This is a genomic window from Azospirillum rugosum, assembly GCF_017876155.1.
GTDB classification, from domain to species: domain Bacteria; phylum Pseudomonadota; class Alphaproteobacteria; order Azospirillales; family Azospirillaceae; genus Azospirillum; species Azospirillum rugosum.
In genome coordinates, this window is sequence record NZ_JAGINP010000010.1 from 205,035 (window position 1) to 229,823 (window position 24,789).

Consider the following 24,789-nt stretch of genomic DNA (forward strand, 5'->3'; position numbering starts at 1 on the left):
AAGAGGGATCATGCGTCTGATGCCCCGCTCGTTGAAGGCTGCCCTGCTCGCCGGCGCCTTCACCGCCACCCTTGGCACCGCCGCCTTGAGCACCGCCGCCCTGGCCGCCGACACGCTGAAGATCGGCATGCCCGCCAAGATGTTCCTGAACCTCGTCGAGTTCGTCGCCCAGGATAAGGGCTTCTACGAGAAGAACGGCCTGTCGGTCGAGTTGGTCCACATCGCGGACAGCTCCATTCCCGTGCGCTCTCTCATCGCCGGGGAACTGGACCTCAGCCAGACCGGCATGTCCGAGACGCTGGCGGCGATCGACAAGGGTGCCGACCTCAAGACCATCGGCGGCGTGCACACCGGCCTGCATTACGCCTTCTACGTGAACGCCGGATCGGGCATCAAGGACGTCACCGACCTTCCCGGCAAGAAGGTCGGCATCTCCTCGCCCGGCTCGCTGCCGCACGTGGTGATCACCGCCCTGATGCGGCAGGCGGGCATGACCGAAGAGCAGATCAAGTCGGTCCAGTGGGTGTCCCTGAAGGGGTCGTCGGCGCGGATCAACGGCGTCCTGTCCGGAACCGTCGACGCGACCGTGTCCAACTTCGATCCGAAGGCCGCGCACGACAAGAACGCCAAGGTCCTGTTCGTCGTCTCCAAGAAGCTGCCCACCTACGTGATGACGCCGTGGGACGTCCGCAGCGAGACCATCGCGACGAAGCGCGACGTGCTGAAGCGCTTCGTCAAGGCGGAGCTGGAAGCGACCCGCTGGATCTTCGACAACGAAAAGGGCGCGCTCGACGTGGCGAAGAAGCACTTCGACTACAACGACGAGCAGCTTGCCGAGTTCTACGAGTTCTATCGGGTCGGCGGCATCTGGAACCCGAACGGCACCGTGACCGCCGATCAGGCCAAATACATGCAGGACCTGAACGTGCAGGGCAGCCTGCAGAAGGCCGTGCACCCGGCCGACAAGGTGCTCGACACCACCGTCGTGCAGGACGTCCTGACCGAGATCGGCACCTATAAGCCGTAACGCAGCGGGCCGGGGCCGGTCACTGCGGCCGGCCCCTCCCCGTCTTCCCGTCCGTCCTCTTCTTCCCGAGACATGGTGCCGACCCATGCCAAAGCTGTCCGTGCGCAATCTGACCAAGCGCTTCCCGGTGTCCGACGGGCCGTCCATGCTGGCGCTCGACGGCGTCGACCTGGATGTCGAGGAAGGCGAGTTCATCGCCTTCGTGGGGCCGAGCGGGTGCGGCAAGACCACGCTGCTGCGCATCATCCAGGGGCTGGAGACGGCAACCAGCGGGGACATCCTGATCGACGGCAAGCCCGCACGCGGCCCGGGGCACGACCGCGGCTTCGTCTTCCAGCAGTATGGGCTGCTGCCCTGGCTGACCGCCGCCCAGAACATCGGCTTCGCCCTCGAAGCCAAGGGCGTGCCGGCGCGTCAACACGGCGACATCACCGAGCGCGTGCTGGCGACGGTCGGCCTGAAGGGATTCGGCGACCGCTTTCCGCACCAGCTCTCCGGCGGCATGCAGCAGCGCGTCGGCATTGCCCGCGCCCTGGCGATCGAACCGGACATGATGCTGCTGGACGAACCGTTCGGCGCGCTGGACGCGCTGTCCCGCGAGATTTTGCAGAACGAAATGCTCGGCCTGACCGAGCGCATGGGCAAGACGGTCCTGTTCGTCACGCACAGCGTGGACGAGGCCGTGTGCCTTGCCGACCGGGTGGTGGTCATGTCGCCGCGCCCGGGGCGCATCCGGGACATCGTGCCCATCGACATCCCGCGACCGCGCGCCCGGCTCGGCGAAGCGCTGCGCGACACGCCCGAATATTCGGCCAAGCGGCAGCTGCTGTGGAACCAGTTGATGGAACTGGTCTGAACCTTTTCCCGAACCATGGAGACCCCATCGTGTCTGTCGTCCGTGACGATCACGAGTGGCAATACAACCCCCGCGCATCCGTTCCCGACTTCGCGCGCCACGCCGCGCGCGCGTCGGAGCTGAGCCGGGCCGCGAGAAAGCGGCACGCCGGGCGCTATGACGTCGCCTATGGCGACACCAAACTCTCCACGCTCGACGTGTTTCCGGCCGCGACGCCGAACGCGCCGCTCCATCTGTTCCTGCACGGCGGCTATTGGCGCGGCCGTGACAAGGCCGATTACAGCTACATCGCCGACGCGCTGGTGCCGCGGGGCGTCACGACGGTGGTGATGAACTACGACCTGTGCCCCGACGCATCGCTGCCGGAGATCGTCCGGCGGACGCGCGACGGGCTGCGCTGGGTGCACCGGCACGCGGCGGAACTGGGCGGGGACCCCGAACGGATCACCGCGTCGGGGCATTCGGCGGGGGCGCATCTGCTGGCCATGGCGCTGGCGGACGATGCCGGCGGGGATCGGTTGGGCGGGGATCGGTTGGGCGGGGATCGGCTGCCCGATGGGCTGGTCAAGGCCGCGGTGCTGGTCAGCGGCATCTACGAGCTGGAACCGGTGCTGGGAATCACGGTCAACGACACCATCCGGCTGCGGCCGGAGATGGTGGACGGCGTCAGCCCCATGCGGCACCCGCCGGCCACCGCCACGGCCCTGGAGATCGCCGTGGGCGCCAACGAGACGCCGGCCTGGGTGGGGCAGTCGCGCGACTTCGCCGAGCGTTGCCGCGCCCGGGGATCGGCCTGCGCCTACCACGAGATTCCCGGTCATGACCATTTCTCGATCATGGCGCTGATGGAAACGCCGGACGATCCGTTGTCGCGGATGGTCCTGAAGGCCGCGGGGATGCCGGCATGATCATCATCGACGAAGTTGCGGCGCGCCGCCTGGTGTCGCCGGCCGACGCCATCGACGCCATGGACATGGCGTTCCGCGAGGTCTCCCGCGACCAGGCGCGCAACTATCCGGTCGTGCGCGAACGCCTGTTGCCGGGTCCGAACGTCTATGGGATCAAGGCGGGCGCCGACCTTGCGATCGGCCTGCTCGGGCTCAAGATCGGCGGCTACTGGACGGAGAACCGCGGGCGCGGCCTCACCAACCACCAGTCGACCACCGTGCTGACCGACCCGGAGACCGGCTGCCCATCGGCGCTGGTCAGTTCCAACCATCTCACCGGGGTGCGCACGGCGGCCGCCTGCGCCATCGGCATTCGGGAACTGGCGCGCGAGGATGCCCGGACGCTCGGGCTGATCGGCACCGGGGGCCAGGCGCGCCACCACATCGACGCCGCGCTGCTCGTGCGCCGCTTCGACCGCGTCCTGGTGGCGAACCGTGACCGGGCGCGCGCCGAGGCGTTCGCGCGCACGCTCGACAGCACCGTGCCGGTCGAGGTCGTCGCGGTGGAGGAGGCGGCCCGGAACGCCGATGCCCTGATCACGCTGACGACCGCGCGGGAGCCGGTCGTGCGCGCCGACTGGATCCGCCCCGGCACGCACATCAGCGCCATGGGCGCGGACACCGTCGGGAAGCAGGAACTCGACGCCGACCTTCTGCTGCGCGCCTCGGTCTGGGTCGACGACTGGGCGCAGGCCTCCGCCCTCGGCGAGTGCCAGCACGCGGCGAAGCGCGGCCTGACCCGCGAGGCCATCCGCGGGACGCTGTGCGACGTCCTCGACGGGAAGGCCGTCCGCCGCACGCGCGACGACGAGATCACCGTCTTCGACTCCACCGGCATGGCCATCCAGGACCTGATGATCGCCGCCTGGGCCGTTCGGAAGGCCGAGGCCGCCGGGGACGGCGCCGTTCACCGCGTCGATCTTGCCCGCGATCTTGCCTGATGACACGGCATTTATAACTCGACAGCGTCCAGCCGGAAGCGGATATGCAACTGAAAAACATACGCATCGCCGGGAAGATTCTCGGCATCGTCACCGTCCTCGGCGCCGTCTCGGTCGTGATCGCGGTGGTGGGCGGCTACGGCTTGTCGACGCTCAGCGGCGAGTTGGGACGGGTCGAGCTTGCCGGTCACGAGGCGGTGCAGGGCGCCCGCCTCAACCGCTACCTGGTCGAGCTGAGCCGCGCCGAGTACCAGATGGGCGCCAACCCGGCCAGCGTGGCGACGATCGAATCGGTCGTCGCCCACCGCAAGGCCGCGGCCCGCGCGCATCTGGACGAGGCGCGGACCAGCGCCGACGATGAGCAGCGCGCGATGCTGGACGCCATCGACCGATCCTATGGCGCCTATGTCAGCCTGGTGGACGCGACGGTCGCCGCGGCGAAGCAGCATGAGGACCTCGGCATCACCTACGCCCGCCGCGAGATCTTGAACAACGTCGCGGGCAGCCAGGACCTGGTCGCGACGCTGATCAAGGCCATTCAGGAGTACAACGAGTACACGGACCGCAAGACGGCGCGGATCTCCGAGGAAGCGTCGGCGCTGGCGACCTGGTTGAACTGGCTGATGGGCGGGGTGGCCGTTGCCGGCATCCTGGCCAGCGTGGCGATCGGGCGTTGGCTGTCGATGCGCGGGATCGTCGGCCCGATCGGCACGGCGATGGCCTGCCTGCGCCGTCTTGCCGACGGCGACCTTGCGGTGGACATCGCCGGGGTCGACCGCAAGGACGAGGTCGGCGACATCGCGCGCGCCATGGCGGTGTTCCGGGAGAACGCCCTCGACCGCCAGCGCATCCAGGCCGTGCAGGAGGCGGACGCGCAGCAGAAGCTGGCCCGGGCCGAGATGGTCAACGGGGTGATCGGCCGGTTCGAGCAGGAGGTCAGCGACGCCCTGCATGTGATGAGCGCCGCCTCGGCCTCGTTGGAGGCCACGGCCCATTCCCTGTCGGCGTCGGCGGAGGGTGCGTCGGGACAGATGACCACCGTCGGTGGCGCCGCGGGGCAGACCACCGCGAACGTGCAGGCGGTGGCCGCAGCGACGGAAGAGTTGACCTCGACCGTGCAGGAAGTCTCGCGGCAGATGAACGAGGCCCGCAGCTTCGCCGACGAAGCCTCGCGGCAGGCCGAGCAGGCCCAAGGCCGGGTCCGGGCACTGACCGAGTCCGGCCAGCGGATCAACGAGGTGATCGACCTGATCCAGGGCATCGCCAGCCAAACCAACCTTCTGGCCCTGAACGCGACGATCGAGGCCGCCCGCGCCGGGGAGGCCGGCAAGGGCTTCGCCGTCGTGGCAAACGAAGTCAAGCAGCTGGCGTCCCAGACCGCTCAGGCAACCGACGAAATCCGCGGCCAGGTCGGCGCGATGCAGGACACGATCGGCGGGGCGGTTTCCGCCATCCAGTCGATCGCAACGGTGATCTACCGCCTCAATGAAATGGCAACCGCGGTGGCTGCGGCCGTCGAGCAGCAGGGAGCCGCCACGGCCGAAATCGGCCGGAACGCCATCCAGGCCGCGCAGGGTACGGCCGAGGTCACCGGCAACATCGGTGGGCTTCACATGGCCGTCCGATCAACCGCGACAGGGTCGAGCGACGTTTTGCAATCCGCACAGAAGGTGGCGGAGCGGACCGTGGCGTTGAAGATCAGCATCGACGCCTTCATCGCGGAGGTGAAAGCCGCGTGACGAACGGTGCCGTCGATTGGGGCGTTGGTGCAAAAAGGACCGGAGTGGTGGCGGCCGGGAGGGCGAGCGGGTAAAGGATCGGCCCCCGCTGAAGCCGAGAGTCCGATGCCGTACAAGGCCAACGAGCCCCGCCGTCACAAGATCCCGAAGGCGCGCTAGCGTGTGGAGAACTGGGCAGCCTATTTGCACCAACGTCGCTGAAAGTAGCATACCGCTCAGCGTCGGCCGGGATGCCTCGACTACAAACATGTTCTCACAGACGTCAATAGCGCACCGTGATCGACAGACGGTTGTCTCCGGGCTGCGCGGTGAAACGCGCGGCCTCGTAGCTCGGGATGCCCAGCGTGGTTTCGGCATCGTTGGAGATCCCGAAACCCTCCGTGGGCATGCCGACGAGGTTCCGGTTGAAACGCCGATCGCCGTTCTCATCGTGGTACAGGGCGACGGCGTAGGAGGAGCGCTGCGGCACCGCAATGCAGACTTCGGCCACACCGGCGCGGGCCGGTGTACGCACCCGTGCCAGCTTCTTGCCGGAAGCCAGAAAGTCCGCGGGATTGTCGCCGTACACGGTGACGATGACCAGGCCGCTGGCGCTGCGAAGGTTGGACACCGTCACATGCAGGCGAACCGGGTTGCCCTCGCTGGTGCAGGACGTGCCTTCACCCGTGAACACCGTTTCGGCCTGGGCCTGCCCAAGGCCGGCGAGCAACACCAGCGTACCGAACAGGGAACGCAGCGGCATCATCACACCTGCTTTCAATGTACGCGCTCCGCGGTGCTTGCAAAGGTGGTTGCCCGATGCTTCACATTCGCTGACAGCCATTCGGCCAGCAGTTGGGCGTTGTGGTGGCCGGGCGTGTCGGTCGACAGGTCGAAGGTCGCCGCGACGGCCTTGTCCTGCGCCTCGCGCCAGGGCGACGGGTCGGCCAGCAACTGGTCCAGAGTTGCCGGAAACATCGCCATGTCCGAGACGACCGGCCCCAGCGTCCAGAAGAGATAGCGTGGATTGTCGCGCCAGTTCGCCCGATGGCCGTTCAGAAACAGGCACGGGCGCGGCGACAGCAGGAATTCGTAGACCTGGCTGGACACGTCCCCGATGTAGGCGTCGGCGCTCAGCGTGTATGTCATGTCGATGCTGCGCATACTTCCGAGATCGATGATCATGTTCGGCAGCGCGTCGTATTTGGCAAAGGCCGCGTATTTCTCCTGGGTCGGCGGCGAGAACAGGCGGACATGTGGCGCGAAGATGAGGTTGTACCGGTCGCTGCGCGCAAAGTGGTCGAGCACGCGCAATCCGAATTCTCGCCAGGACGACAGTTGCGGCCGGAAATGGGGATTGTACAGGACCGTCGGGCGGTCGTTGGCGAACAAGGACCGCTTCTGCGTGCGCAGGCGGCGGACGATGTCGAACTTGGCGTAGGCGCCGACCGCGTAATGGCCGGGCCGGACCAGCCCACCCTCCAGCAGCCATTGCGCCGTCTTCGGACTTGGCACAAGGGCAAAGTCGAACTCGGCGATGCGCCGGTCCAACGTGGCGGCCCGATCCCCCGCGCCATGGGACGTGTGAATGAACTTGGGCCGGCGGACGCCAAACCGCTTCAGGGCCAGGCTGGTCCTTTCGGGCACGACGATGGCGTCGTAGCAATCGAACAAAGCCCGGTTGTGCCACAGGGTCAGCAGTTTGGGCGGCAGGCCGGTCTGGATGAGCCGGCTGTACAGCCGGAGCGGCCAGGGCTGCTCCAGCAGCCGGTACGTCACCCGCGCGTCCGGGTACAGCTTCTGAAGGTCACGAACAAGATCGAGGTGTCCTTGCGTCGAGGCGACGATGTCCACCGCGAATCCCGGCATCGCCGACAGTTCGAAGGCCACCGGCAGGCTGTGCAGGACCTGATGATGCTGGGCGTTGTAGAAGAAGCAAACTCTCATGGAACCGGGTCTCTTTTCCCTTGCCGTTCAAGCGGTCCGCGCACGGAACCAGCGCATCACGGGCACCAGGAAGGCGATGAAGGTCACCACCGTTGCGAACAGCCGGGCCCAGCCGGCGCCGATCAGACCGTCTTGCTGCACGGCCAGCAGCAGCACCGGCAGGTAGAAGGCCGAACTCCACAACCGGGCGCGGAGCGCCGCACCGGCTTCCCCGCCGCTGATCAGCACGGGCTCCAGCGGAAAAGCGGCGATGGAGACCACGGCCGACGCGACGAGCCACAGCATGACCGGATAGGCCGCCACGAAGTCCGGCCCAAGCACCAGCCCGAGCAGCCATTCGCCACCCAGCCAGGCCAGAGCGAGGCTCAGGCTCGCCCCGCCCGCCGCCATCAGGGCGGAGCGCTGGACCAGGGACCGCATGACGTGGTGCTCTCCGCCCGCGCACAGCTTGGCCAACTCCGGATAGATGGCGGGGACCAGCAACTTTGCCGGCTTGGCCAAGGCCTCCCCGATCTGGCGCGCCACGCGGAAGAGCGCAGCCTCCGCCGGCCCCAACAGCCAGCCGACGATCAACGTGCTCACATGGGTGAAAGCCAGTTCCAGGGTCGTGTTCAGGTTGGTGGACCAGACAAAGGCCCAAATCCCGGGAAAGCCCGCGGTCCAGCCGCCCCCGCGCCAGCGGAAGCCTTCCAGCAGGCCACGGTTCTTCAGCTCCCGCCGGCCGGTGAGAATCAGGTAAAGCCCTGCCACCGCCGTGCCCAGGTACCAGGCCGCGAGGAACCACGCCATTCCGCCGCCGGCCAGCCACACCAACCCGCCCGCCAGCAACCGCACCACGTTGCCCAGGCTGCCCTGCACGGAGAGCAGATCGAAGCGGTCCACCAGCCGCAGCACGCCCGTGGGCGTGGCGGTCACCATAAACAGCATCGACGTCGCGTACAGCAGGACCGCCGGCATCAGATCCGCCGACCAGCCCAGGTGCGGCGCGATCACCCAGCCCAGCGCCATGGACAGCAGCATGCCGACGACGGCGCTCAGTCCGTCCAACGCGACCGTGAAGCGCAGAAGGCGTTGAAAGTCTCCTGTACGCCCCTCCATCAGCGCCGGGGTGCCGTAGCGCAGCACCGCCTGCCAGGACTGGAATTTGGCGATTTCCCCCATCGCCTGGGTGAAGGTGTGGATCAGAATCAGCGTGCCGAACGCCTCGGTCCCCAGCGCGCGCGCGGCCACGGCCATGGCGCCGAGGCTGAACACGGCATTCAGCCCCTTGCCGCCCAGCAGGATACCGGCGTTGGCGAACAGCTTTTTCAGCCGACCGTCGCCGCCCCACGCGGCGCGCAGCGGCATGGCCGGCGACGTTTTCGGAAACTCGGAACTCATTGGCCTGCCTATGCCGGGATCGCCTCGGGAAAGGGTGAAATCTTGCATCCGTAAGCCGCCTCGGAACCCGCGCAGCCCACAACGAATGGCGCTGTCCTGTCGCGCAAGGTCCCCAGGAATGCTTCGTGATCAGGTCACCCCACCGCGCCGGAATCACTCCCCTTGTGGAGTACCGTCCATTACGTTACGGTGACGGGAACGATACAGTCGGATGAGCCGAGCACGCAATGGAGATTCGCGGTGCCTGACAAGGGTTCGCCCAAGGATGCCGGGCGCGAGCCCTGGACCGGTCGAAAACCAACTGCGGGGGTGTGAGCCGCTGCGACGGCGACCGGAGACCTCCTCGCGCCATCGGAGGCTTTCCCCGAACCGGCACGAGATTTGAACACCTGATTGGATATCCCGGCGGCGTTCTGCCGCCACTCGGCGTTGGATGCCAACACCGACCCATCAGCCGTAAAACGCCGGACGCTCCCCATGTCCAGCCGTCGCCCCTGCGAATCCGTAAGAGCTGGAAACGTTTGCATGTTGATACGACGCCAATTCCTTGCCGCCGCCACGTTCTTCGGGGCAGCCGTTTGGACCCCTGCTCCGGTCGGCGCCCAGTCGGGCGAAGCCGAGGCCCGCACGTTCATTCAAAATCTCGGTGACGAGGCTATCCGCACCTTCTCCGACAAGACGCTGCCGCGGCAACAGGCGATTCAGCGCTTCCAGGCCCTGCTGCACAGGGGCTTCGACGTACCCTACATCGGGCGCTGGGTGCTGGGCCGCTTCTGGAATCAGGCGACGGAGCAGCAACAGGCCGAATACCAGCGGCTGTTCGAACGGCTGATCATCAACACCTACGCCGGCCGCTTCCTCGAATATTCGGGCGAGACCTTCAAAGTGACCGGGGCGCGCTCCGAAAGCGGCGCCGACAGCACGGTCGCCACCCAAATCGTCCGCCCCAACGGCCCGCCCATAAACCTCGAATGGCGCGTCCGCCACCGCGACGGACACCCCAAGATCATCGACGTGGTGGTTGAGGGCGTCAGCATGGGCGTCACCCAGCGCCAGGAATTCGCGTCCGTGATCCAGCAGAACGGCGGGAAGGTGGACGGCCTGATCCAAGCCCTTCGCCAGAAGGTCGGCTGAGGATTGCCATGATGTCGTCCCCAACGCCGTCCACCTGTCCCTTGCCGCTGCGCAAGGCCGATTTCGCGACACTGACCGAGGCGCTGGACTATGCGGCCGACAGCGAACGCGGCCTCAACTTCCATTCGGGAAACGGGCAACTCCTTGAGGCGCTGACCTACCGGGATCTGCGCGCTCAAGCCGTGTCCCTGGCCCGGCGCCTGCTGGCCGCCGGTTTCAAACCCGGCGAACGGATCGCCCTGATCGCGGAAACCAGCGGCGACTTCGTGCGGGCCTTCTTCGCCTGCGCCTACGCCGGCATCGCGCCCGTGCCGATGCCCCTGCCCATGGCCTTCGGCGGGCGCGAGGGGTACGTCAGCCACATCCGCGGCATGCTGGGCACGGCGCGGGCATCCGGCCTGTTCGCCCCGGCCTCCTTGGTGGGCTGGGTGGCGGAAGCCGCGGAAGGTCTGGGACTGCGCGCCGTCGGCGACCTCGGCGTGCTGGACGGCTTCGCGGAACAAGGGATCGACCTGCCGGCGGTCGGTGACGACGATGTCGCCTACCTGCAATTTTCCTCGGGCAGCACGCGGTTCCCGTCGGGCATCACGGTGACGCACCGCTCCTTCATGGCGAACGCCCGCGCGATCGTGGAGCACGGTTTGCGGATCGACACCGGCGACCGCGGCGTCTCCTGGTTGCCGTTCTATCATGACATGGGGTTGGTCGGCTTCCTGCTTGCCCCGCTCACCGCCCAAGTCTCCGTCGATTTCCTTCCGACCCACGAATTCGCCCGCCGGCCGCTGACGTGGCTGACGTTGATCTCGCGCAACCGCGGCACGCTGTCCTACAGCCCGAGTTTCGGGTACGAGTTGTGCGCGCGACGCGCGGCATTGAGCAAGCCGGAAGGGATCGACCTATCCTCCTGGCGCGGGGCCGGAATCGGCGGCGACATGATCCGCCCGCATGTCCTTGCCAACTTCGCCGAAACCTTCGCGTCCTGCGGCTTCGACCGGCGGGCCTTCGTGCCAAGTTACGGGATGGCCGAAACCACCCTGGCCGTCAGCTTCGCGCCCCTCGACACAGGAGCCGAAGTGGACTGCGTGGACATGGACGTGCTGGAAGACGATGGGCGCGCGGTGGCGCCTCAGGCCGCCGACGCCCGTGCCCGCGACTTTGTCCTGTGCGGCCCTCCCCTGCCGGACCACGCGGTCGAGATCCGCGATCCCGACGGGGCGATCCTGGGCGAGCGGCGCCTCGGGCGTCTTTTCGTCCGCGGCCCGAGCCTGATGAGCGGCTACTTCGAGCAGCCGGAAGAGACCGCGCGGACCCTGTCGGCGGATGGCTGGCTCGACACCGGCGACCTTGGCTACCGGGTCGGCGAGGCTCTGGTCATCACCGGGCGCGCCAAGGACCTGATCATCGTCAACGGCCGCAACATCTGGCCGCAGGATCTTGAGTGGAGCGCCGAGCGCGTCAGCGGCCTGCGCAGCGGCGACGTGGCCGCCTTCTCCGTCGACCAGAGCGAGGCGGAACGGATCGTCGTGCTCGTCCACTGCCGCACGCCCGACCCGGAGGCGCGGGAGACGCTGAAGGCCGCCGTGGCCGGGGCCCTGCGGGCAGAGCATGGAGCGGAGGCGCGGATCGTGCTCGTTCCGCCGCACAGCCTGCCGCAGACCTCCTCCGGCAAGCTCAGCCGCAGCCGGGCGCGCCAGCTCTTCCTGCGCGGTACGTTCGGAGAGGGGCTGTGACACGGGTCGTGGCGGTCACCGGGGGCACCGGGTTTCTGGGCCGCGCGGTCGTTGCCGCCCTGGCCCGGACCGGATGGCAGGTCCGCCTGCTCGTCCGGCGCAGCGCCGACCATTGGCCATGCCCGGACCATGAACCGGAGCTGGTGTTCGGCGATTTACTGGACGCCGATGCGCTTCGCCGCCTCGTGCGTGGGGTGGACGCCGTGGTGCATCTGGCCGGCCTGATCAAGGCGCGCTCACGCGCGGAGGCCATGGCGGTCAACCGCGACGGCAGTGCCCGCCTCGCCGCCATCGCGGCGGCGACGGCCCCCACCGCGCGACTGGTCCATGTGTCTTCGTTGGCCGCGCGGGAGCCGCAGCTGTCCGACTACGCCGCCAGCAAACGCGCCGGTGAGGACGCCGTTCGCGCGGCACGCGGCGATGCGCCCTGGGTGGTGGTCCGCCCGCCGGCGATCTACGGTCCGCGGGACAAGGAGACGCTGGCCGTGTTCCGCTGGGCCCGCAGCCCTGTGCTGCCCCTGTTCCACGGGCCGGAGTCCCGCGTTTGCCTGATCCATGTGGAGGACGCCGCCGAGGCCATCGCCGCGCTGTGCGCCGGCGGTCCGACCGGCTGCGTCTTCGAACTCAGCGACGGGCAGCGGGACGGCTATTCCTGGCGCACCATCCTGGACGAAGCGGTGCGCGCGGTCGGCGGCGGCAGGCCGGTGATCGTGCCCGCCCCCCCGCTGCTGGTCCGGCTGACCGGCGCCGTGGCCGGCCTCGCCGGGCGTCTCGCCGGCCGGCCCTCGATCCTGACCCCCGGCAAGGTCCGAGAGATGCTGCACCCGGACTGGTCGTCCGCTGCGGAGCGCCAGCCGCCGCCGGCACTCTGGGCGCCGCGCATCGCGCTGCCGGACGGCTTCGCCGACACGGTTCGTTGGTACCGCAACGCCCGGTGGCTGTGATGCCCGCGAATGGCCTTTATGAATTTTCAAAGAGACGCGCGCCATGACTCAGAACAGCGACATCGTCGACGTCATCATCGGCATGATCGGCACCTTGCCGCAGGTCACCGAGGTGGCGACGCCCGATACGAACATCGCACGAGACCTTGGATTGGATTCCCTCGCCGTCATGAATTTCGTCATGCAGCTGGAGGATCGGTTCGACGTCTCCATCCCCATGGACCGGCTGGCCGGGATTCAAACCATCAACGATCTGGCCGCCGCCGTTGCGGACCTGAAGGGGCGCTCACCCGAATGACCATCCTCGACAAGTTCAAGGCCCTTCAGGGGGCTTACGAAACCGTGCAGTCCGCCGGTCACGATCCCTTCACCGTCTGTTTCGACGAGGTGCTGTCGCCGAGCGAGGCCGTGCTGAAGGGCAAGCGGGTCATCCTGCTCGGCACGAACAACTATCTCGGCCTGACCTTTGACAGCAGCTGCGTCGACAAGGCGGTCGAGGCGTTGATGCAGGCCGGCACCGGAACCACGGGGTCGCGCATCGCGAACGGCACCTACGGCAACCACGCGGAGCTGGAGCGGCGCTTGGCCGCCTTCTACGGGACCCGCGCGGCGATGGTGTTTTCCACCGGTTACCAGGCGAACCTGGGCATCCTGTCCACCATCGCCGGCCGCGGCGATCACATCCTGATCGACGCGGACAGCCACGCGAGCATCTACGACGGGTGCCGGCTCGGCCACGCCGAGGTGATCCGCTTCCGCCACAACGACCCCGACGACCTCGCGCGCCGCCTGAGCCGGCTGAAGGACGCGCCGGGCAACCGCTTGATCGTGGTGGAGGGCATCTACAGCATGCTCGGCGACACCGCGCCGCTGAAGGAGATCGCGGCGGTGAAGCGGGAATGGAACGCCCACCTGCTGGTGGACGAGGCGCATTCCCTGGGCGTGCTGGGCAGCAACGGCCGCGGACTGGTCGAGCAGGCGGGTGTGGAGGCGGACGTCGATTTCATCGTCGGCACCTTCAGCAAGAGCCTCGGCGCGGTCGGCGGGTTCTGCGTCTCGAACCTGCCGGACTTCGACGTTCTGCGCATCGCCTGCCGCCCCTACATGTTCACCGCGTCGCTGCCGCCGTCGGTGATCGCGTCGGTCACGCAGGCGCTGGCCCGCGTCCAGGAGGATCCGGGGCTGCGCGCCCGGCTGAACATCAACGCGCAGCGCCTCTACCACGGGCTGGAAGCGGAAGGCTTCATCCTCGGCCCGCAGGTCAGCCCCATCGTGTCGATCCGCATGCCGTCGACCGAGGTGGCCATCGCCTTCTGGAACGCCCTTCTGGGCGCCGGCATCTACCTGAACCTGGCCTTGCCGCCCGCGACGCCGGACAACGCCCCGCTGCTGCGCTCCAGCGTCAGCGCCGCCCACAGCGGGACGCAGATCGACACCGTCATCGCCACGATCACCGCCATCGGCAGTGAGCTGGGCGTCATCGCCCCGCGGTCCCATCGACCGGACATGACCGAGGAGCGGCAGGGCGACCTGCTCGGCGAGGTGCTCTGGCAGCCCGGCCAAGGGCAACGGCACAACCACGCACCGGTTACAGGGAATCCACTGTGAAGGCGATCGTCCTCAGCGCCGGGCAGGGCAAGCGGCTACTGCCACTGACGGACTCCCGGCCGAAATGCCTGCTGCCCTTCGCCGGCCGGCCGTTGCTGGAATGGCAGCTCCGCGCGCTCGCGATGCAGGGTGTCGCCGAAGCGATCGTCGTCGTCGGCTTCGCGGCGGAGGCCGTGGAGACGGCGCTGGAGCGCCTCGATGTGCCGGGCCTGCGCGTCCGTACGCTGTTCAACCCCTTCTACAGCGTCGCCGACAACATCGGCAGCTGCTATGTGGCGCTGCCGGAGATGACCGGCGACTTCCTCGTGCTGAACGGCGACACGCTGTTCGAGCCGGCCGTGCTGGGAACGCTTCTCGCCAACGCGACCGCCCCGGTAACCGTCACCATCGACCGCAAGGAGCGGTACGACGCCGACGACATGAAGGTCTGCCTGGACGGCGGGAGCCAGCTGCTCGCCATCGGCAAGACCCTGCCGGCAGACAGCGTCGACGGCGAATCCATCGGCATGCTGCTGTTCCGCGGCGACGGCGGCGCGCGCTTCGCCGGCTCGATCCAGGCGGTGATCCGCGAAGCCGAGGGGCCACGCCGTTGGTACCTGTCGGCAATCGACCGGCTGGCCCGCAACGACGGCGGCGTGGAGGTCGTGTCCATCGAAGGGCACCAGTGGGGCGAGGTCGATTTCCCCGCCGACGTTGAACACGCCCGGCGGCTGGTCGAGGGATGGGTCGCGGCCGGACGCTTTGCCCTGCCCGCAGTGGACGAGCGCCTGTCGGCGTGAGACTCCTTTGCAGAGAGCAATGAACATTGGAGGCGACGCCGTGTCGAACGCGACCATGCGGAAGTTTGGCTATCCGCACTCCCTGGTGGTGGAAACACCTCATTGGGCGGTTCTGGTCCGCCCGCAGCAGGTGACCCTGGGCTCGCTGGTCCTGGCCTGCCGGGAACCGGTGACGTCCTTCGGCCAGGTGAGCGGGGCGGCCTTCGCCGACCTGCGCGACACCGTGGCCGGGGTGGAGACGGTGCTGTCCGGCTTCGTGTCCTATGAGAAGATCAATCACCTGATGCTGATGATGGTGGACCCGGACGTCCACTTCCACGTCATCCCGCGTTACCAGGGCACGCGTCAATTCGATGGCGTGGAGTTCCCCGATGTCGGCTGGCCCGGCCCGCCCGCCCTGGGCAGCTTTGTCGAGCCGCCGCCCGCGCTGTTCGACCGGATCGTGCAGGCTCTGCGCGACCGGTGGAACGGCTGACAGCCCAGGATCGCACGCCGCCAGGAAACGCCGCCCATGCGCCTGATCGACCGGTACATCCTGCTTCAGACCGCGACGCCGCTCGGCGTCTCGCTGTCCGTCGTGCTGGCCGCGCTGGTGCTTGAGCGGGTCCTGCGTCTGTTCGATCTGGTGGCGCAGCAGGGCAAATCCTTCGGCCCGGTCCTGACCATGGCCATGAGCCTGGTTCCACACTACCTGGGGTTGGCGCTGCCCGCGGCCTTCTTCATCAGCATCTTCCTGGTGACCGCGCGGTTCAGCGGGGACAGCGAACTCGACGCGCTGCGCGGCTGCGGCCTGTCCATCCGGCGGTTCGCCCGGCCCCTGCTCGGGCTCGGGCTCGGGTTGACGCTGTTCAGCCTCGCCCTCTATGGCTACATCCAACCCTATTCCCGTTACGCCTACCGCGCGATCCTCCACGCGGTGACCAACGCGCCCTGGGACGCCTCCGTGGTGGCCGGCACCTTCATCGAAGCAGGGGGAGGCTATACCCTTTACGCCGACCGGATGGACAGCACCGGCCAATGGCTGGAGAACGTCTTCGTCCATGAACGGCAGGACGACGGCACGGAGATCGCCACCACCGCTCGACGCGGCGAATTGCAACTGAGCGATGACGGCACACAGATGTCGGTCCTGCTGCAAGACGCCGTGCAGATCCGCAGCGTTGCCGGCAAGCGCGATGCCGTACTGGGGTTCAACCGCCTTCTGCTCGGCCGTCCCTTCACCGTGAAAAGCCCCTTGTTCCGCAACCGCGGCGACAGCGAGCGCGAAATGACGCTGACGGAACTGCGCGACGCGTGGAGGCACCCGGAGTCGAAGGTTCCGCACAGCCGGCTGAAGGCGGAGTTCCACGCGCGGCTGGTCCGGTCGCTCTCCCTGCTCGTCCTGCCCATGCTGGCCGTTCCCATGGGAATGGCGGCAAAGCGGACCTTCCGCTGGCAGGGGATCGCCGTGGCCGCCGTCATCCTGCTGCTCTACCATCATGCCGTTCAGTTGGGCGAGAGCCTGGCCGACCTGGGACGCGCTGATCCGTTGTACAGCCTGTGGGGACCGTTCGCGGTCTTCGCGGTCGGCTGCATCGCCCTGTTCGCAAACACCGACCGGCGTCCCGGCACCAACCCCTTTGACGCGCTGTTCGAGCGGGTTGAAGGCATCACCTGGCACGTCCGCCGTATCCTCCCGCGCTGGAGGATGCCGACGTGATGCTCATCCGCTACGTCTCGCGGGCCTTCGCCGGGCGGTTCCTGGCCGTGCTGCTGGCCTTTGCGGCCCTGCTGCAATTGCTCGACCTGCTGGACAAGGCGAGCACGGTGCTTGAGCGCGGGCGGGGCGCGGCCGACCTGCTGACCTACATCGCCCTGCGCCTGCCCATGTTCGTGAACCAGCTCGTGCCGCTGGCCGTGCTGATCGGCGCGCTCAGCGCCTTCATGACGCTGGCCCGGAACAACGAGGTGGTCGCCCTGCGCTCGGCCGGCGCCTCGCCCTGGCTGTTCCTTCGCCTGCTGGTCCCGACCGTGGCCGTTATCGTCCTGCTGCATCTGCTGCTTCTGGATCAGGTGGTGCCGCGGGCTGAGCAGGCCCTGCAGGACTGGTGGGCAGCGCGCGCGGCTCCCACGGCGCAAGCCGAGGACGCCCCCGCCAAGCCGGTGTGGATGCGCGTCGGCAACAGCATCGTCTCCATCGCGACGGTGGACAACCACGGCCGTCAGCTGACCGGCGTGACCATCGTGTCCCGGGACGAGCAGGGCCGGGCGACCGGCCGCATCGTGGCGCAGAACGCCGACTGGGGAAGCGGGCGCTGGACGCTCCACGGCGCCGAGGTGCTGACCCTGCGGCACAGCGCTCAGCTGGAGGAACACCGCAACGTGCTTCCCTGGCCGGACGGCCCGTCCCCCGACAACGTTGCCTTTGTCGCCAATCCCACGCAGTTCCTGTCGCTCCATCGGATCCGGTCCATCCTGGACGGCGCGTGGTCCGGCACGAAGCATCGCGCCTATTACGAAACCCAGATGCAGAAGACCTTCTCCATCCCCGCCTCGTCCGTCGTCATGCTGCTGCTCGCGCAGCCGGCGCTGCACGGCATCCGCCGCAGCCAGCGGTTCGGTTCCGGCCTCGCCGCCGGCTTGGTCCTGGGGCTGGTGTTCCTGCTGCTGCAAGGGCTGCTGTCCGCGCTGGCGGAGGCCGGCACGCTTCCCCCTATTCTCGCCGTCTGGTCCCCGCTGGTGCTCTTCGGCTGCATCGGCGGGACGGTCCTGCTGTCGCTGGAGGAGTGAGCGATGTCGGTTGCTTCCAAGCAGCGCACCCCCAAGACGGGCTGGAAAGGCCGGACCTGCGATCTCGGCCGGATGAGCTTCCAGGAGCTGCTGGTGTCCTACGCGACCTACCCGGCGATCCAGGTCTACGCGGCCATCGCCCTGGTCGCGACGGTGCTGGCCGTTGCGCGGACGGAGCACGGCGGCCGCACCGCGCTCGCCGCGCTGAGCATGGTGCTGCTTTATCCGCTGGTGGAATACGGCCTGCACCGCTACGTGCTGCACGCCCGGCTCCTCTACAAGTCGCGCCTGACCGCGGCGCTGTGGAAGCGCATCCATTTCGACCACCACCAGGATCCGCACCGGCTGGAGGTGCTGTTCGGCTCCCTGACCAACACGCTGCCGCTGATCCTGGCCCTCGCCCTTCCCATCGGCTGGGCGGTGGACGGGCTGACCGGGGCCGCGGCGGCACTGGCCAGCGCCACGACGCTGATGTGCCTGTACGAGTTCTGCCACTGCATGCAGCACCTGAACGTCAAGCCGAAGAGCCCTTTCCTGCGGCGCATCAAGCAGCGCCACATGGCGCATCATTTCCACGACGAGACCAGCAACTTCGGCATCACCTCCCCGCTGATCGACCATCTCGCCGGCACCCTGTCCGACGAGGCGCGGGGGCGGCCGCGCAGCCCCACCGTCTTCAACCTGGGCTACGATGCGGAGGAGGCGAAGCGCTATCCCTGGGTGGCCGAGCTGACCGGCGCCGCGCCCCGCGACTGCCCGCCCGGTCTGCGGGACAGTCTGTGGGACAAGGAGGACCGTCCATGACCGACTACCTCGACCATCCGCTCGCAACGGCGGTGCCGGAACGGCCTGCGGCGACCGACGTCGAGATCGTGTCGGCCACCGGCCGGGCTGCCATGGAGCGGTTCATCCGCCTGCCGTTCGATCTGCACCGCGACGATCCCCTGTGGGTGCCGCCGCTGCTGATGGAACGCCGCGCCGCCCTGTCGCCCAAGGGCAATCCCTTTTTCCGCCACGCCGACGCGGCCTTCTGGATCGCGCGGCGGCAGGGCCGCGACGTCGGCCGGATCAGCGCCCAGATCGACCGGCTGGCCGGGGCCGGGACGGGCCATTTCGGCATGCTCGCCGCGGTGGACGACGCAGCGGTCGTTGCGGCCCTGACGGAAACGGCGGAACGGTGGTTGCGGGCACGGGCCGTCGGGCGGGTGCTCGGCCCCTTCAACCTGTCGATCAACGAGGAGACCGGGTTGCTGGTCGATGGATTCGACACGCCGCCCATGCTGATGATGGGGCACGACCGCCCCCACCTCGGCCCGCTTCTGGAGCGCGCGGGCTACACCAAGGCCAAGGACGTGCTGGCCTACCTCACCGACGATCCGGAACTGCCGGCCGGCATCAAGGCCATCCTCGACCGGCCGCTGCCGCCCAACGTTCGCGTCCGCCGGCTGCGCATGGCCGATTACCGGCGCGAGGTCGGCACGTTGACCGACATCTTCAACGACGCCTGGAGCGGCAACTGGGGCTTCGTCCCGCTGACCCCGGACGAGGTCGATCACATGGCCCGGCAGATGAAGCCGCTGATCGACGAGCGGCTGGTCTGGTTCGCCGAGGTGGATGGGGAACCGGCGGCCTTTGCCGTCTGCCTGCCCAACCTGAACGAGGCGATCCACGACCTGAACGGCCGGCTGCTGCCCGTCGGCTGGGCCAAGCTGCTGTGGCGCCTGAAGGTGTCCGGCGTGCGCAGCGCCCGCGTGCCGCTGATGGGGGTTCGGCGCAAGCACGCCGGCAGCATGATGGGCAGCCTGCTCGCCTTCCTGATCATGGCCGCGATCCGCCGCGAGGCCGCGGCGCTGGGCCTGCACCGCATCGAAATGTCCTGGGTGCTGGAGGACAACCGGCCCATGCGCCGGATCGCCGAGGCGGTCGGCGGGCGGGCCTACAAGACCTACCGTATCTATGGGAAAGCGTTGTGAGCCGGACCATTTCCGCAGATCGTAACGTCACGGCCATCGTGCTGGCCGGCAGCCGCGGTCCGACCGACCCGGTTGCCGTCGCGGCCGGGGTGTCGCACAAGGCGCTGGCCCCGGTGGCCGGCGTGCCGATGCTGGCGCGCGTGCTGGAGACGCTGTCCACCGTCCCGCGCATCGAACGGATCATCGTGCCGATCGAGCGTCCGGAGTTGGTGCTGGAGCATCCGGCCTTCGCCCCTTTCCTGGAGCGCGGCACCGTGACGGTGATTCCGGCGGCGAGTTCGCCGAGCCGCAGCGTGCTGGCCGCTCTGGACGCGGTGCCGTCGCCCTTCCCTTGCCTCGTCACCACCGCCGACCACCCGCTGCTGACGCCGGCGATGGTCGAGCATTTCTGGACCCATCTGCCGTCCGACGCCGACGCGGCCGTGGGACTCGCCCGGTCGGAGACCATCCGCGCGGCCTATCCCGAAACGCGCCGCACCTACCTGCGATTCAGCGAGGGCGCCTACAGCGGCTGCAACCTCTTCGCCCTGCGCACGGCGGCCGCGCGCACCGTCGTATCCTTCTGGCGCCGGGTGGAGCAGGACCGCAAGAAGCCGTGGCGCATGATCCGCATGCTCGGCCCCGGCACGCTGCTGTCCTACGCGCTCGGCCGCCTGCGCCTCGACACGGCGCTGGCCACCTTCGGCCGGCGCACCGGCACGGTGCTCGCGGCGGTGGACATGCCCTTCGCCAACGCGGCGGTCGACGTGGACCGGCCGGACGATCTCACGCTGGCTGACGCGATCCTGGCCGGGCGCTGCGGCGGGGCCCGGGTTCAGCCTCAGGACCAGGTCGCCGCGTCATGACGCTCGTAGGTCATCGCATAGCGCATTTCGGTGCGAAAGCCATCCGCGGTGTAGCCGCGCACCAGGGCGGACAGCCGCCACGCGCCATCCCGCCGTCCGACGGTGAACTGGTTCCAGTGGGCCGCCTGCCCCCGGCCGATGGGTGCTGCCGAGGCCGACGCCACGCCGATCACCGGGATCGCGGCACCCCGCCCCGGCAGAGAGCCGATCTGGTTGCAGTGGTGATGCCCGTGCAGCACCAATTCGGCGCCGCCTCGCGCGAGGACATCCTGCACGTGGCGGCGGTCCGTCAGCGCCTTGCGCGGCGACCGGCCGACCAGAATCGGCGCATGGTGCATCAGCACGACGCGGAACAGACCTCGCCGGCCGAGATCGGCGAGGACCGCTTCCAGACGGGCGGCCTGCGCCGCGCCCACCGTGCCGGTGGCGAGCAGCGGCGGGGTCGGCACGGCCGTGGAGACGCCCACGAAGGCGACCGGCCCACGGACACGGACGAACGGGAAGCCCTCGGCCGGTGCGTCGCCGGTCATCCAGGGCTGCCACCGGCCGAGCCCGATGTCCCAGGGCACCCGGACGGTCGCGTCGTGATTGCCCGGCACGACGGACACCTGGTCCGGCGAGCCCACCTGCTCCAGCCAAGCCCGCGCGCGCTCGAACTCGTCCGGCAGGGCAATGTTCGTCAGATCGCCTGTGACCACGACGTGGTCCGGGGCGTGCGCGGCCACATCGGCCAGGAGTGCCGCCAGGATCTCCGGCCGGTGGATCGCGTGCCGTTTGCGCCGCCAGGACAGCAGCCCCAGCGACCGCTTGCCCGCAAGCGCCCACAACCCGCCCGACCGACCGGGTGGCAAGGGCAGGTGCGCGTCGGAGAAATGGGCGAAGCGAAAACCAGTCTGCATGATGAGGAAGATACCCGGTGAGCGACGTCGTTGACCATGCATGGACCGATGAGGGGGATCTTGTCGAGTCCGCAGGCCCGCCCATTGCGCGGATCCTCGGCGCGTGTCCGGTGCCGCTGTGGGGCATGTCCTCCGCGGAGCGGCTGACGCGATCCCTGCGTCGCGCGGGCGTGGCCGAGGTGCAACCCTGGACCGGCGCCGTGGATTTGGGCCACCGGCACCTTCTGGTGCGCGACGACCACGTGTTCGACGCGGTGCTGATCGCCGATCTCGCCCGCGCGCGCAACCTTGTGCTGACCACCGAGGCCGGGCGGCCGGTGGCCGCCGCTGTCGACGCCGACAAGGCGGAGGAGGCCGCGGCGCTGCTGACGGAGGGCGGAGCCATTCCCGAAGGGCTGCGCGCCGTTGCCCCCGGGGCGCTCAGCTCCGCCTACAACAACGCCCTGCGCAAGCGGGAGGCGCCTTATCTGCTGCCGCTGACGGCCGAGACGCTGCCCGCCGTGGAACGGCGCATGTTCGCCGGCTCCTACAAGGGTGTCACCGACCTCGTCACCAAATACGTCTGGCCGGCGCCAGCCCTGCGCGTCACGCGCTGGTGCGCGCAACGGGGCATCACGCCGAACGCGGTTACCTGGCTCAGCCTCGCCCTGGTGCTCCTCGCCATGGCCGCTTTCTGGCACGGCTGGTTCCTGTCCGGGCTGGCGATGGCCTGGGGCATGACCTTCCTGGACACCGTGGACGGCAAGCTCGCCCGCGTCACCCTGACAGCGACCAAGCTCGGCAACGTGTTCGACCACGGCATCGACCTGGTTCACCCGCCCTTTTGGTACTGGGCCTGGATCGTTGGGCTGGGCGCCGTCGGCCTTCCCCTGGCCGACGCGTGGCTGGTGCTGTCGGTCGTGGTCGGCGGCTACATCCTGCAGCGCTTGCAAGAAGGGCTGTTCATCGCCCTGTTCAAACTGGAAATCCACATCTGGCGGCGGTTCGACAGCTGGTTCCGGCTGATCACCGCGCGGCGCAACCCGAACCTGATCCTGCTCACCATCGGCGCGCTGGTTGGACGACCCGACGTGGGAATGCTGGCGGTGGCATGGTGGACCGTGGCCTCGCTGCTCGTCCACACGGTGCAGATCGTGCAGGCGCTGGGCGCGCGCCGGAGCGGGCCGCTGCAGTCCTGGCTGGCGCGATGACGCGGGTCGGCCTGATCACCAACCCGCGCAGCCGCCACAACCGCAGCGGCGACTTCATCCGGCGGGTGGCGGAATTCGACGACCTGCCGCGGGCGGAGCCGTTCACCACCACGGAACTGACGGAGGCCTTGACGGACTTCCGCCGCCGCGGCGTCCGCGTGGTCGCCGTCAGCGGTGGCGACGGCACACTGCGGGAGGTGCTGACCGCCCTGCCCGCCGCCTACGGCAACGAACCGCCGGACATCGCCCTCCTGCCCGCGGGCAAGACGAACCTCGCCGCCCGCGTCGTCAGCCAGGCCGGCCAGGGCGTCCAGGGGTTGCGCCGCCTGCTCGACGCGGCGCACGGCGGCGCGCTGACGCGGGTCGAATGGCCGGTGCTGGACGTCGCGTGGCGCGATGCGCCGGAACGGCGGGTGCGCGGTTTCCTGTTCGGCGCCGCCGGTTTCGCGGCGGGCACGCAGATCGCCAACAGCCACATTCACCGGGCCGGATTCCACAACGCCACAGCCGTCGCCCTGTCCATCGCCGCCACCGCCGCCTCCACCCTGTTCGGAAGCCGGCGCCGCGCCCTGCTGGAGGGGGAGGAGATGACCGTGGGAGTGGACGGTGCCTCCAGGCGCGGCGGGCGGCATTTCCTGACGATGGCGACCACGCTCAACCGCCTGCTTCTCGACCTGACGCCCTTTTGGGGCGAAAGCGGGAAACCGATCCGCTGGCTCGATGTTCCCGCCATGCCGCCTCGGCTGATGGCGGCGTTGCTGCCGACCCTGCGCGGCCGGCCGCGCCCCTGGATGATCGACGCGGGCTACGCCAGCGGCCGGGCCGACGAGATGACCGTCGAGATGACGCACCCCTTCGTGGTGGATGGGGAGTTGTTTGAGCCGGGACCGCGGGGCATCCTGCTGTCCGCCGGCCAGCGTGTCGGGTTCGTGGCGCCATGACCCCGTCGCTCTCCACCCTGATCGCGGAGGAGTTGGACCGGCCCGTCATGGCCGAGGCGCGCACCATCGCCGACGCGATCCTGGCCCGCCACGGTGCGAGCGTGGCGGCCGTGCTGTTCTACGGCTCCTGCCTGCGCACCGGCGATGCCGGCGGCATCCTCGACGTCTATGTGCTGACCGACGACCTGCGCGCCTACCACGGGCGGTTCTGGCCGGCACTGCTGAACGCCGCGCTGCCGCCCACCGTGTCCTACTTGGAGGCGCCGGGCCCCACAGGTATGGTGCGGGCCAAGGTGGCGGTGATGGGAACCGCGGCCTTCGCCCGCGCGGTGCGAGGGGCCGGCATTGACACCACCATCTGGGCACGCTTCTGCCAGCCGGCGGCATTGCTCTACGCGCGCGATGCGGAGAGCCGGGCCGCGGCCATCGACGCGGTCGCGCAGGCGGTCGCCACCGCCGCCCGCTGGGCTGTCCGGCTGGGGCCGGAGAGCGCGCAACCAGCGGAGTACTGGACGACTCTGTTCCGCCACACCTACGGCGCCGAACTGCGCGCCGAGCGTGGCAACCGCCCCGCCCTCATTCACGATTGGGCCGCGAACCGCTACACCCGCCTGCTGCCGTTGGCGCTCGCCCGCGCCGAAATCGCCACGACAGAGAACACGGACGGGCGGCTGTGCCCGCAGGTTCCGGACCGTGCCACGGCGCGGCGGGCCTGGGCGCGGCGGCGGCGTCTGGGCAAGCCGTTGAACGTCCTGCGCCTGATGAAGGCCGCCTTCACCTTTGAAAACGGCATCGACTACATCCTGTGGAAGCTGGAGCGGCACTCCGGCCGGCCGCTGCGGGTCTCCCCCTGGCAGCGCCGGCACCCGATCCTCGCCTCCCCGCTGCTGCTCCTGAAACTCTACCGGGACGGCATCATCCAATGATGAATCCGGGTACGCTTGGCTGCCTCACCCACGCCGTGATCAATCAAGCACTGCCCCTGTTCCATCCGTCAGACGCAACCGATTACCCAAAGCCGCACGACACAAGATGTCCACCCTTTGATAACTTCAATACTTTGAGTCAATGATCTGTCGTCATCGACGGAAACTACGAATCAATACAACAGCATATCCGCGAGGTTACAAAAATTTCATGAGTTCCTTTTTCCGCATGATT

General features: G+C 68.7%; 24 protein-coding genes. 20 read left to right on the forward strand and 4 right to left on the reverse strand.

The window, feature by feature from the left end; translation table 11 throughout:
* Positions 1-10 precede the first annotated feature (10 nt).
* The 5 genes from J2851_RS15650 to J2851_RS15670 all read left to right on the forward strand — a co-directional run bounded on the left by J2851_RS15650 (position 11) and on the right by J2851_RS15670 (position 5,510).
* Positions 11-1,027 carry an ABC transporter substrate-binding protein gene (locus J2851_RS15650; protein ID WP_209767305.1) on the forward strand — a complete coding sequence of 339 codons (1,017 nt, stop codon included), beginning with the start codon at positions 11-13 and terminating at the stop codon, positions 1,025-1,027.
* An 85-nt stretch (positions 1,028-1,112) separates the two neighbouring features.
* Complete coding sequence (locus tag J2851_RS15655) at positions 1,113-1,883, forward strand: ABC transporter ATP-binding protein (RefSeq protein ID WP_209767306.1); 771 nt, start codon at positions 1,113-1,115, stop codon at positions 1,881-1,883.
* A 29-nt stretch (positions 1,884-1,912) separates the two neighbouring features.
* Positions 1,913-2,791 carry an alpha/beta hydrolase gene (locus tag J2851_RS15660; RefSeq protein WP_209767307.1) on the forward strand — a complete coding sequence of 293 codons (879 nt, stop codon included), beginning with the start codon at positions 1,913-1,915 and terminating at the stop codon, positions 2,789-2,791.
* Positions 2,788-3,771, forward strand: a complete 984-nt coding sequence (locus tag J2851_RS15665; protein WP_209767308.1) for an ornithine cyclodeaminase family protein — start codon at positions 2,788-2,790, stop codon at positions 3,769-3,771. The genes J2851_RS15660 and J2851_RS15665 overlap by 4 nt, the downstream gene beginning before the upstream one ends.
* A gap of 44 nt (positions 3,772-3,815) precedes the next feature.
* The gene (locus J2851_RS15670) at positions 3,816-5,510 is read left to right on the forward strand and encodes a methyl-accepting chemotaxis protein (protein WP_209767309.1); all 1,695 of its coding nucleotides are present in this window, start codon (positions 3,816-3,818) and stop codon (positions 5,508-5,510) included.
* A 262-nt stretch (positions 5,511-5,772) separates the two neighbouring features.
* Here the strand turns inward: J2851_RS15670 and J2851_RS15675 are convergent, their stop codons facing one another.
* Genes J2851_RS15675 through J2851_RS15685 form a run of 3 tightly spaced genes read right to left on the reverse strand, consistent with a single transcriptional unit; the run spans position 5,773 to position 8,816 of the window.
* Positions 5,773-6,255 carry a DUF2141 domain-containing protein gene (locus J2851_RS15675; protein ID WP_209767310.1) on the reverse strand — a complete coding sequence of 161 codons (483 nt, stop codon included), beginning with the start codon at positions 6,253-6,255 and terminating at the stop codon, positions 5,773-5,775.
* Between the two features lie 11 nt (positions 6,256-6,266).
* A complete protein-coding gene (locus J2851_RS15680; protein WP_209767311.1) occupies positions 6,267-7,436 on the reverse strand; it encodes a sensor domain-containing protein in 1,170 nt (389 codons plus the stop codon).
* 27 nt (positions 7,437-7,463) lie between these two features.
* Complete coding sequence (locus tag J2851_RS15685) at positions 7,464-8,816, reverse strand: lipopolysaccharide biosynthesis protein (RefSeq protein WP_209767312.1); 1,353 nt, start codon at positions 8,814-8,816, stop codon at positions 7,464-7,466.
* 525 nt (positions 8,817-9,341) lie between these two features.
* Between J2851_RS15685 and J2851_RS15690 the strand changes: the two genes are divergently transcribed.
* From J2851_RS15690 to J2851_RS15745, 12 genes are read left to right on the forward strand one after another with little or no spacing between them, the layout of a single operon-like run.
* Positions 9,342-9,950, forward strand: a complete 609-nt coding sequence (locus tag J2851_RS15690) for an MlaC/ttg2D family ABC transporter substrate-binding protein (protein ID WP_209767313.1) — start codon at positions 9,342-9,344, stop codon at positions 9,948-9,950.
* 8 nt (positions 9,951-9,958) lie between these two features.
* A complete protein-coding gene (locus J2851_RS15695; RefSeq protein ID WP_425514302.1) occupies positions 9,959-11,680 on the forward strand; it encodes a fatty acyl-AMP ligase in 1,722 nt (573 codons plus the stop codon).
* Positions 11,677-12,624: an NAD-dependent epimerase/dehydratase family protein gene (locus J2851_RS15700; protein WP_209767314.1), complete on the forward strand. Its 948-nt coding sequence runs from the start codon at positions 11,677-11,679 to the stop codon at positions 12,622-12,624. Before J2851_RS15695 ends, J2851_RS15700 begins: the two co-directional genes overlap by 4 nt.
* Before the next feature lie 43 nt (positions 12,625-12,667).
* A complete protein-coding gene (locus tag J2851_RS15705; protein WP_209767315.1) occupies positions 12,668-12,922 on the forward strand; it encodes an acyl carrier protein in 255 nt (84 codons plus the stop codon).
* The gene (gene spt, locus J2851_RS15710; RefSeq protein ID WP_209767316.1) at positions 12,919-14,232 is read left to right on the forward strand and encodes a serine palmitoyltransferase; all 1,314 of its coding nucleotides are present in this window, start codon (positions 12,919-12,921) and stop codon (positions 14,230-14,232) included. The genes J2851_RS15705 and spt overlap by 4 nt, the downstream gene beginning before the upstream one ends.
* Positions 14,229-15,011, forward strand: a complete 783-nt coding sequence (locus J2851_RS15715) for a phosphocholine cytidylyltransferase family protein (protein ID WP_209767317.1) — start codon at positions 14,229-14,231, stop codon at positions 15,009-15,011. The genes spt and J2851_RS15715 overlap by 4 nt, the downstream gene beginning before the upstream one ends.
* 40 nt (positions 15,012-15,051) lie before the next feature.
* On the forward strand, positions 15,052-15,486 hold the full coding sequence (locus J2851_RS15720) for an HIT family protein (RefSeq protein WP_343206579.1): 435 nt from the start codon (positions 15,052-15,054) through the stop codon (positions 15,484-15,486).
* A 36-nt stretch (positions 15,487-15,522) separates the two neighbouring features.
* Positions 15,523-16,710, forward strand: coding sequence for an LptF/LptG family permease (locus tag J2851_RS15725; protein WP_209767319.1), 1,188 nt, complete (start codon positions 15,523-15,525; stop codon positions 16,708-16,710).
* Complete coding sequence (lptG, locus tag J2851_RS15730; protein ID WP_209767320.1) at positions 16,710-17,780, forward strand: LPS export ABC transporter permease LptG; 1,071 nt, start codon at positions 16,710-16,712, stop codon at positions 17,778-17,780. The genes J2851_RS15725 and lptG overlap by 1 nt, the downstream gene beginning before the upstream one ends.
* Before the next feature lie 3 nt (positions 17,781-17,783).
* Positions 17,784-18,584, forward strand: coding sequence for a sterol desaturase family protein (locus J2851_RS15735; RefSeq protein WP_246500679.1), 801 nt, complete (start codon positions 17,784-17,786; stop codon positions 18,582-18,584).
* Positions 18,581-19,753 (forward strand): GNAT family N-acetyltransferase, encoded by a 1,173-nt coding sequence (locus tag J2851_RS15740; protein WP_209767321.1) that lies wholly within the window; start codon positions 18,581-18,583, stop codon positions 19,751-19,753. Before J2851_RS15735 ends, J2851_RS15740 begins: the two co-directional genes overlap by 4 nt.
* Positions 19,750-20,598 (forward strand): nucleotidyltransferase family protein, encoded by an 849-nt coding sequence (locus tag J2851_RS15745; protein WP_343206580.1) that lies wholly within the window; start codon positions 19,750-19,752, stop codon positions 20,596-20,598. Before J2851_RS15740 ends, J2851_RS15745 begins: the two co-directional genes overlap by 4 nt.
* Here the strand turns inward: J2851_RS15745 and J2851_RS15750 are convergent.
* A complete protein-coding gene (locus J2851_RS15750) occupies positions 20,574-21,497 on the reverse strand; it encodes a metallophosphoesterase family protein (RefSeq protein WP_209767322.1) in 924 nt (307 codons plus the stop codon). The genes J2851_RS15745 and J2851_RS15750 overlap by 25 nt on opposite strands.
* 17 nt (positions 21,498-21,514) lie before the next feature.
* On the opposite strand from J2851_RS15750, the gene J2851_RS15755 reads away from it, so the two are divergent.
* From J2851_RS15755 to J2851_RS15765, 3 genes are read left to right on the forward strand one after another with little or no spacing between them, the layout of a single operon-like run.
* Complete coding sequence (locus tag J2851_RS15755; protein ID WP_343206581.1) at positions 21,515-22,687, forward strand: CDP-alcohol phosphatidyltransferase family protein; 1,173 nt, start codon at positions 21,515-21,517, stop codon at positions 22,685-22,687.
* A complete protein-coding gene (locus J2851_RS15760; RefSeq protein WP_209767323.1) occupies positions 22,684-23,628 on the forward strand; it encodes a diacylglycerol kinase family protein in 945 nt (314 codons plus the stop codon). The genes J2851_RS15755 and J2851_RS15760 overlap by 4 nt, the downstream gene beginning before the upstream one ends.
* On the forward strand, positions 23,625-24,554 hold the full coding sequence (locus J2851_RS15765) for a hypothetical protein (RefSeq protein ID WP_209767324.1): 930 nt from the start codon (positions 23,625-23,627) through the stop codon (positions 24,552-24,554). Before J2851_RS15760 ends, J2851_RS15765 begins: the two co-directional genes overlap by 4 nt.
* The last annotated feature ends 235 nt before the right edge of the window (positions 24,555-24,789 follow it).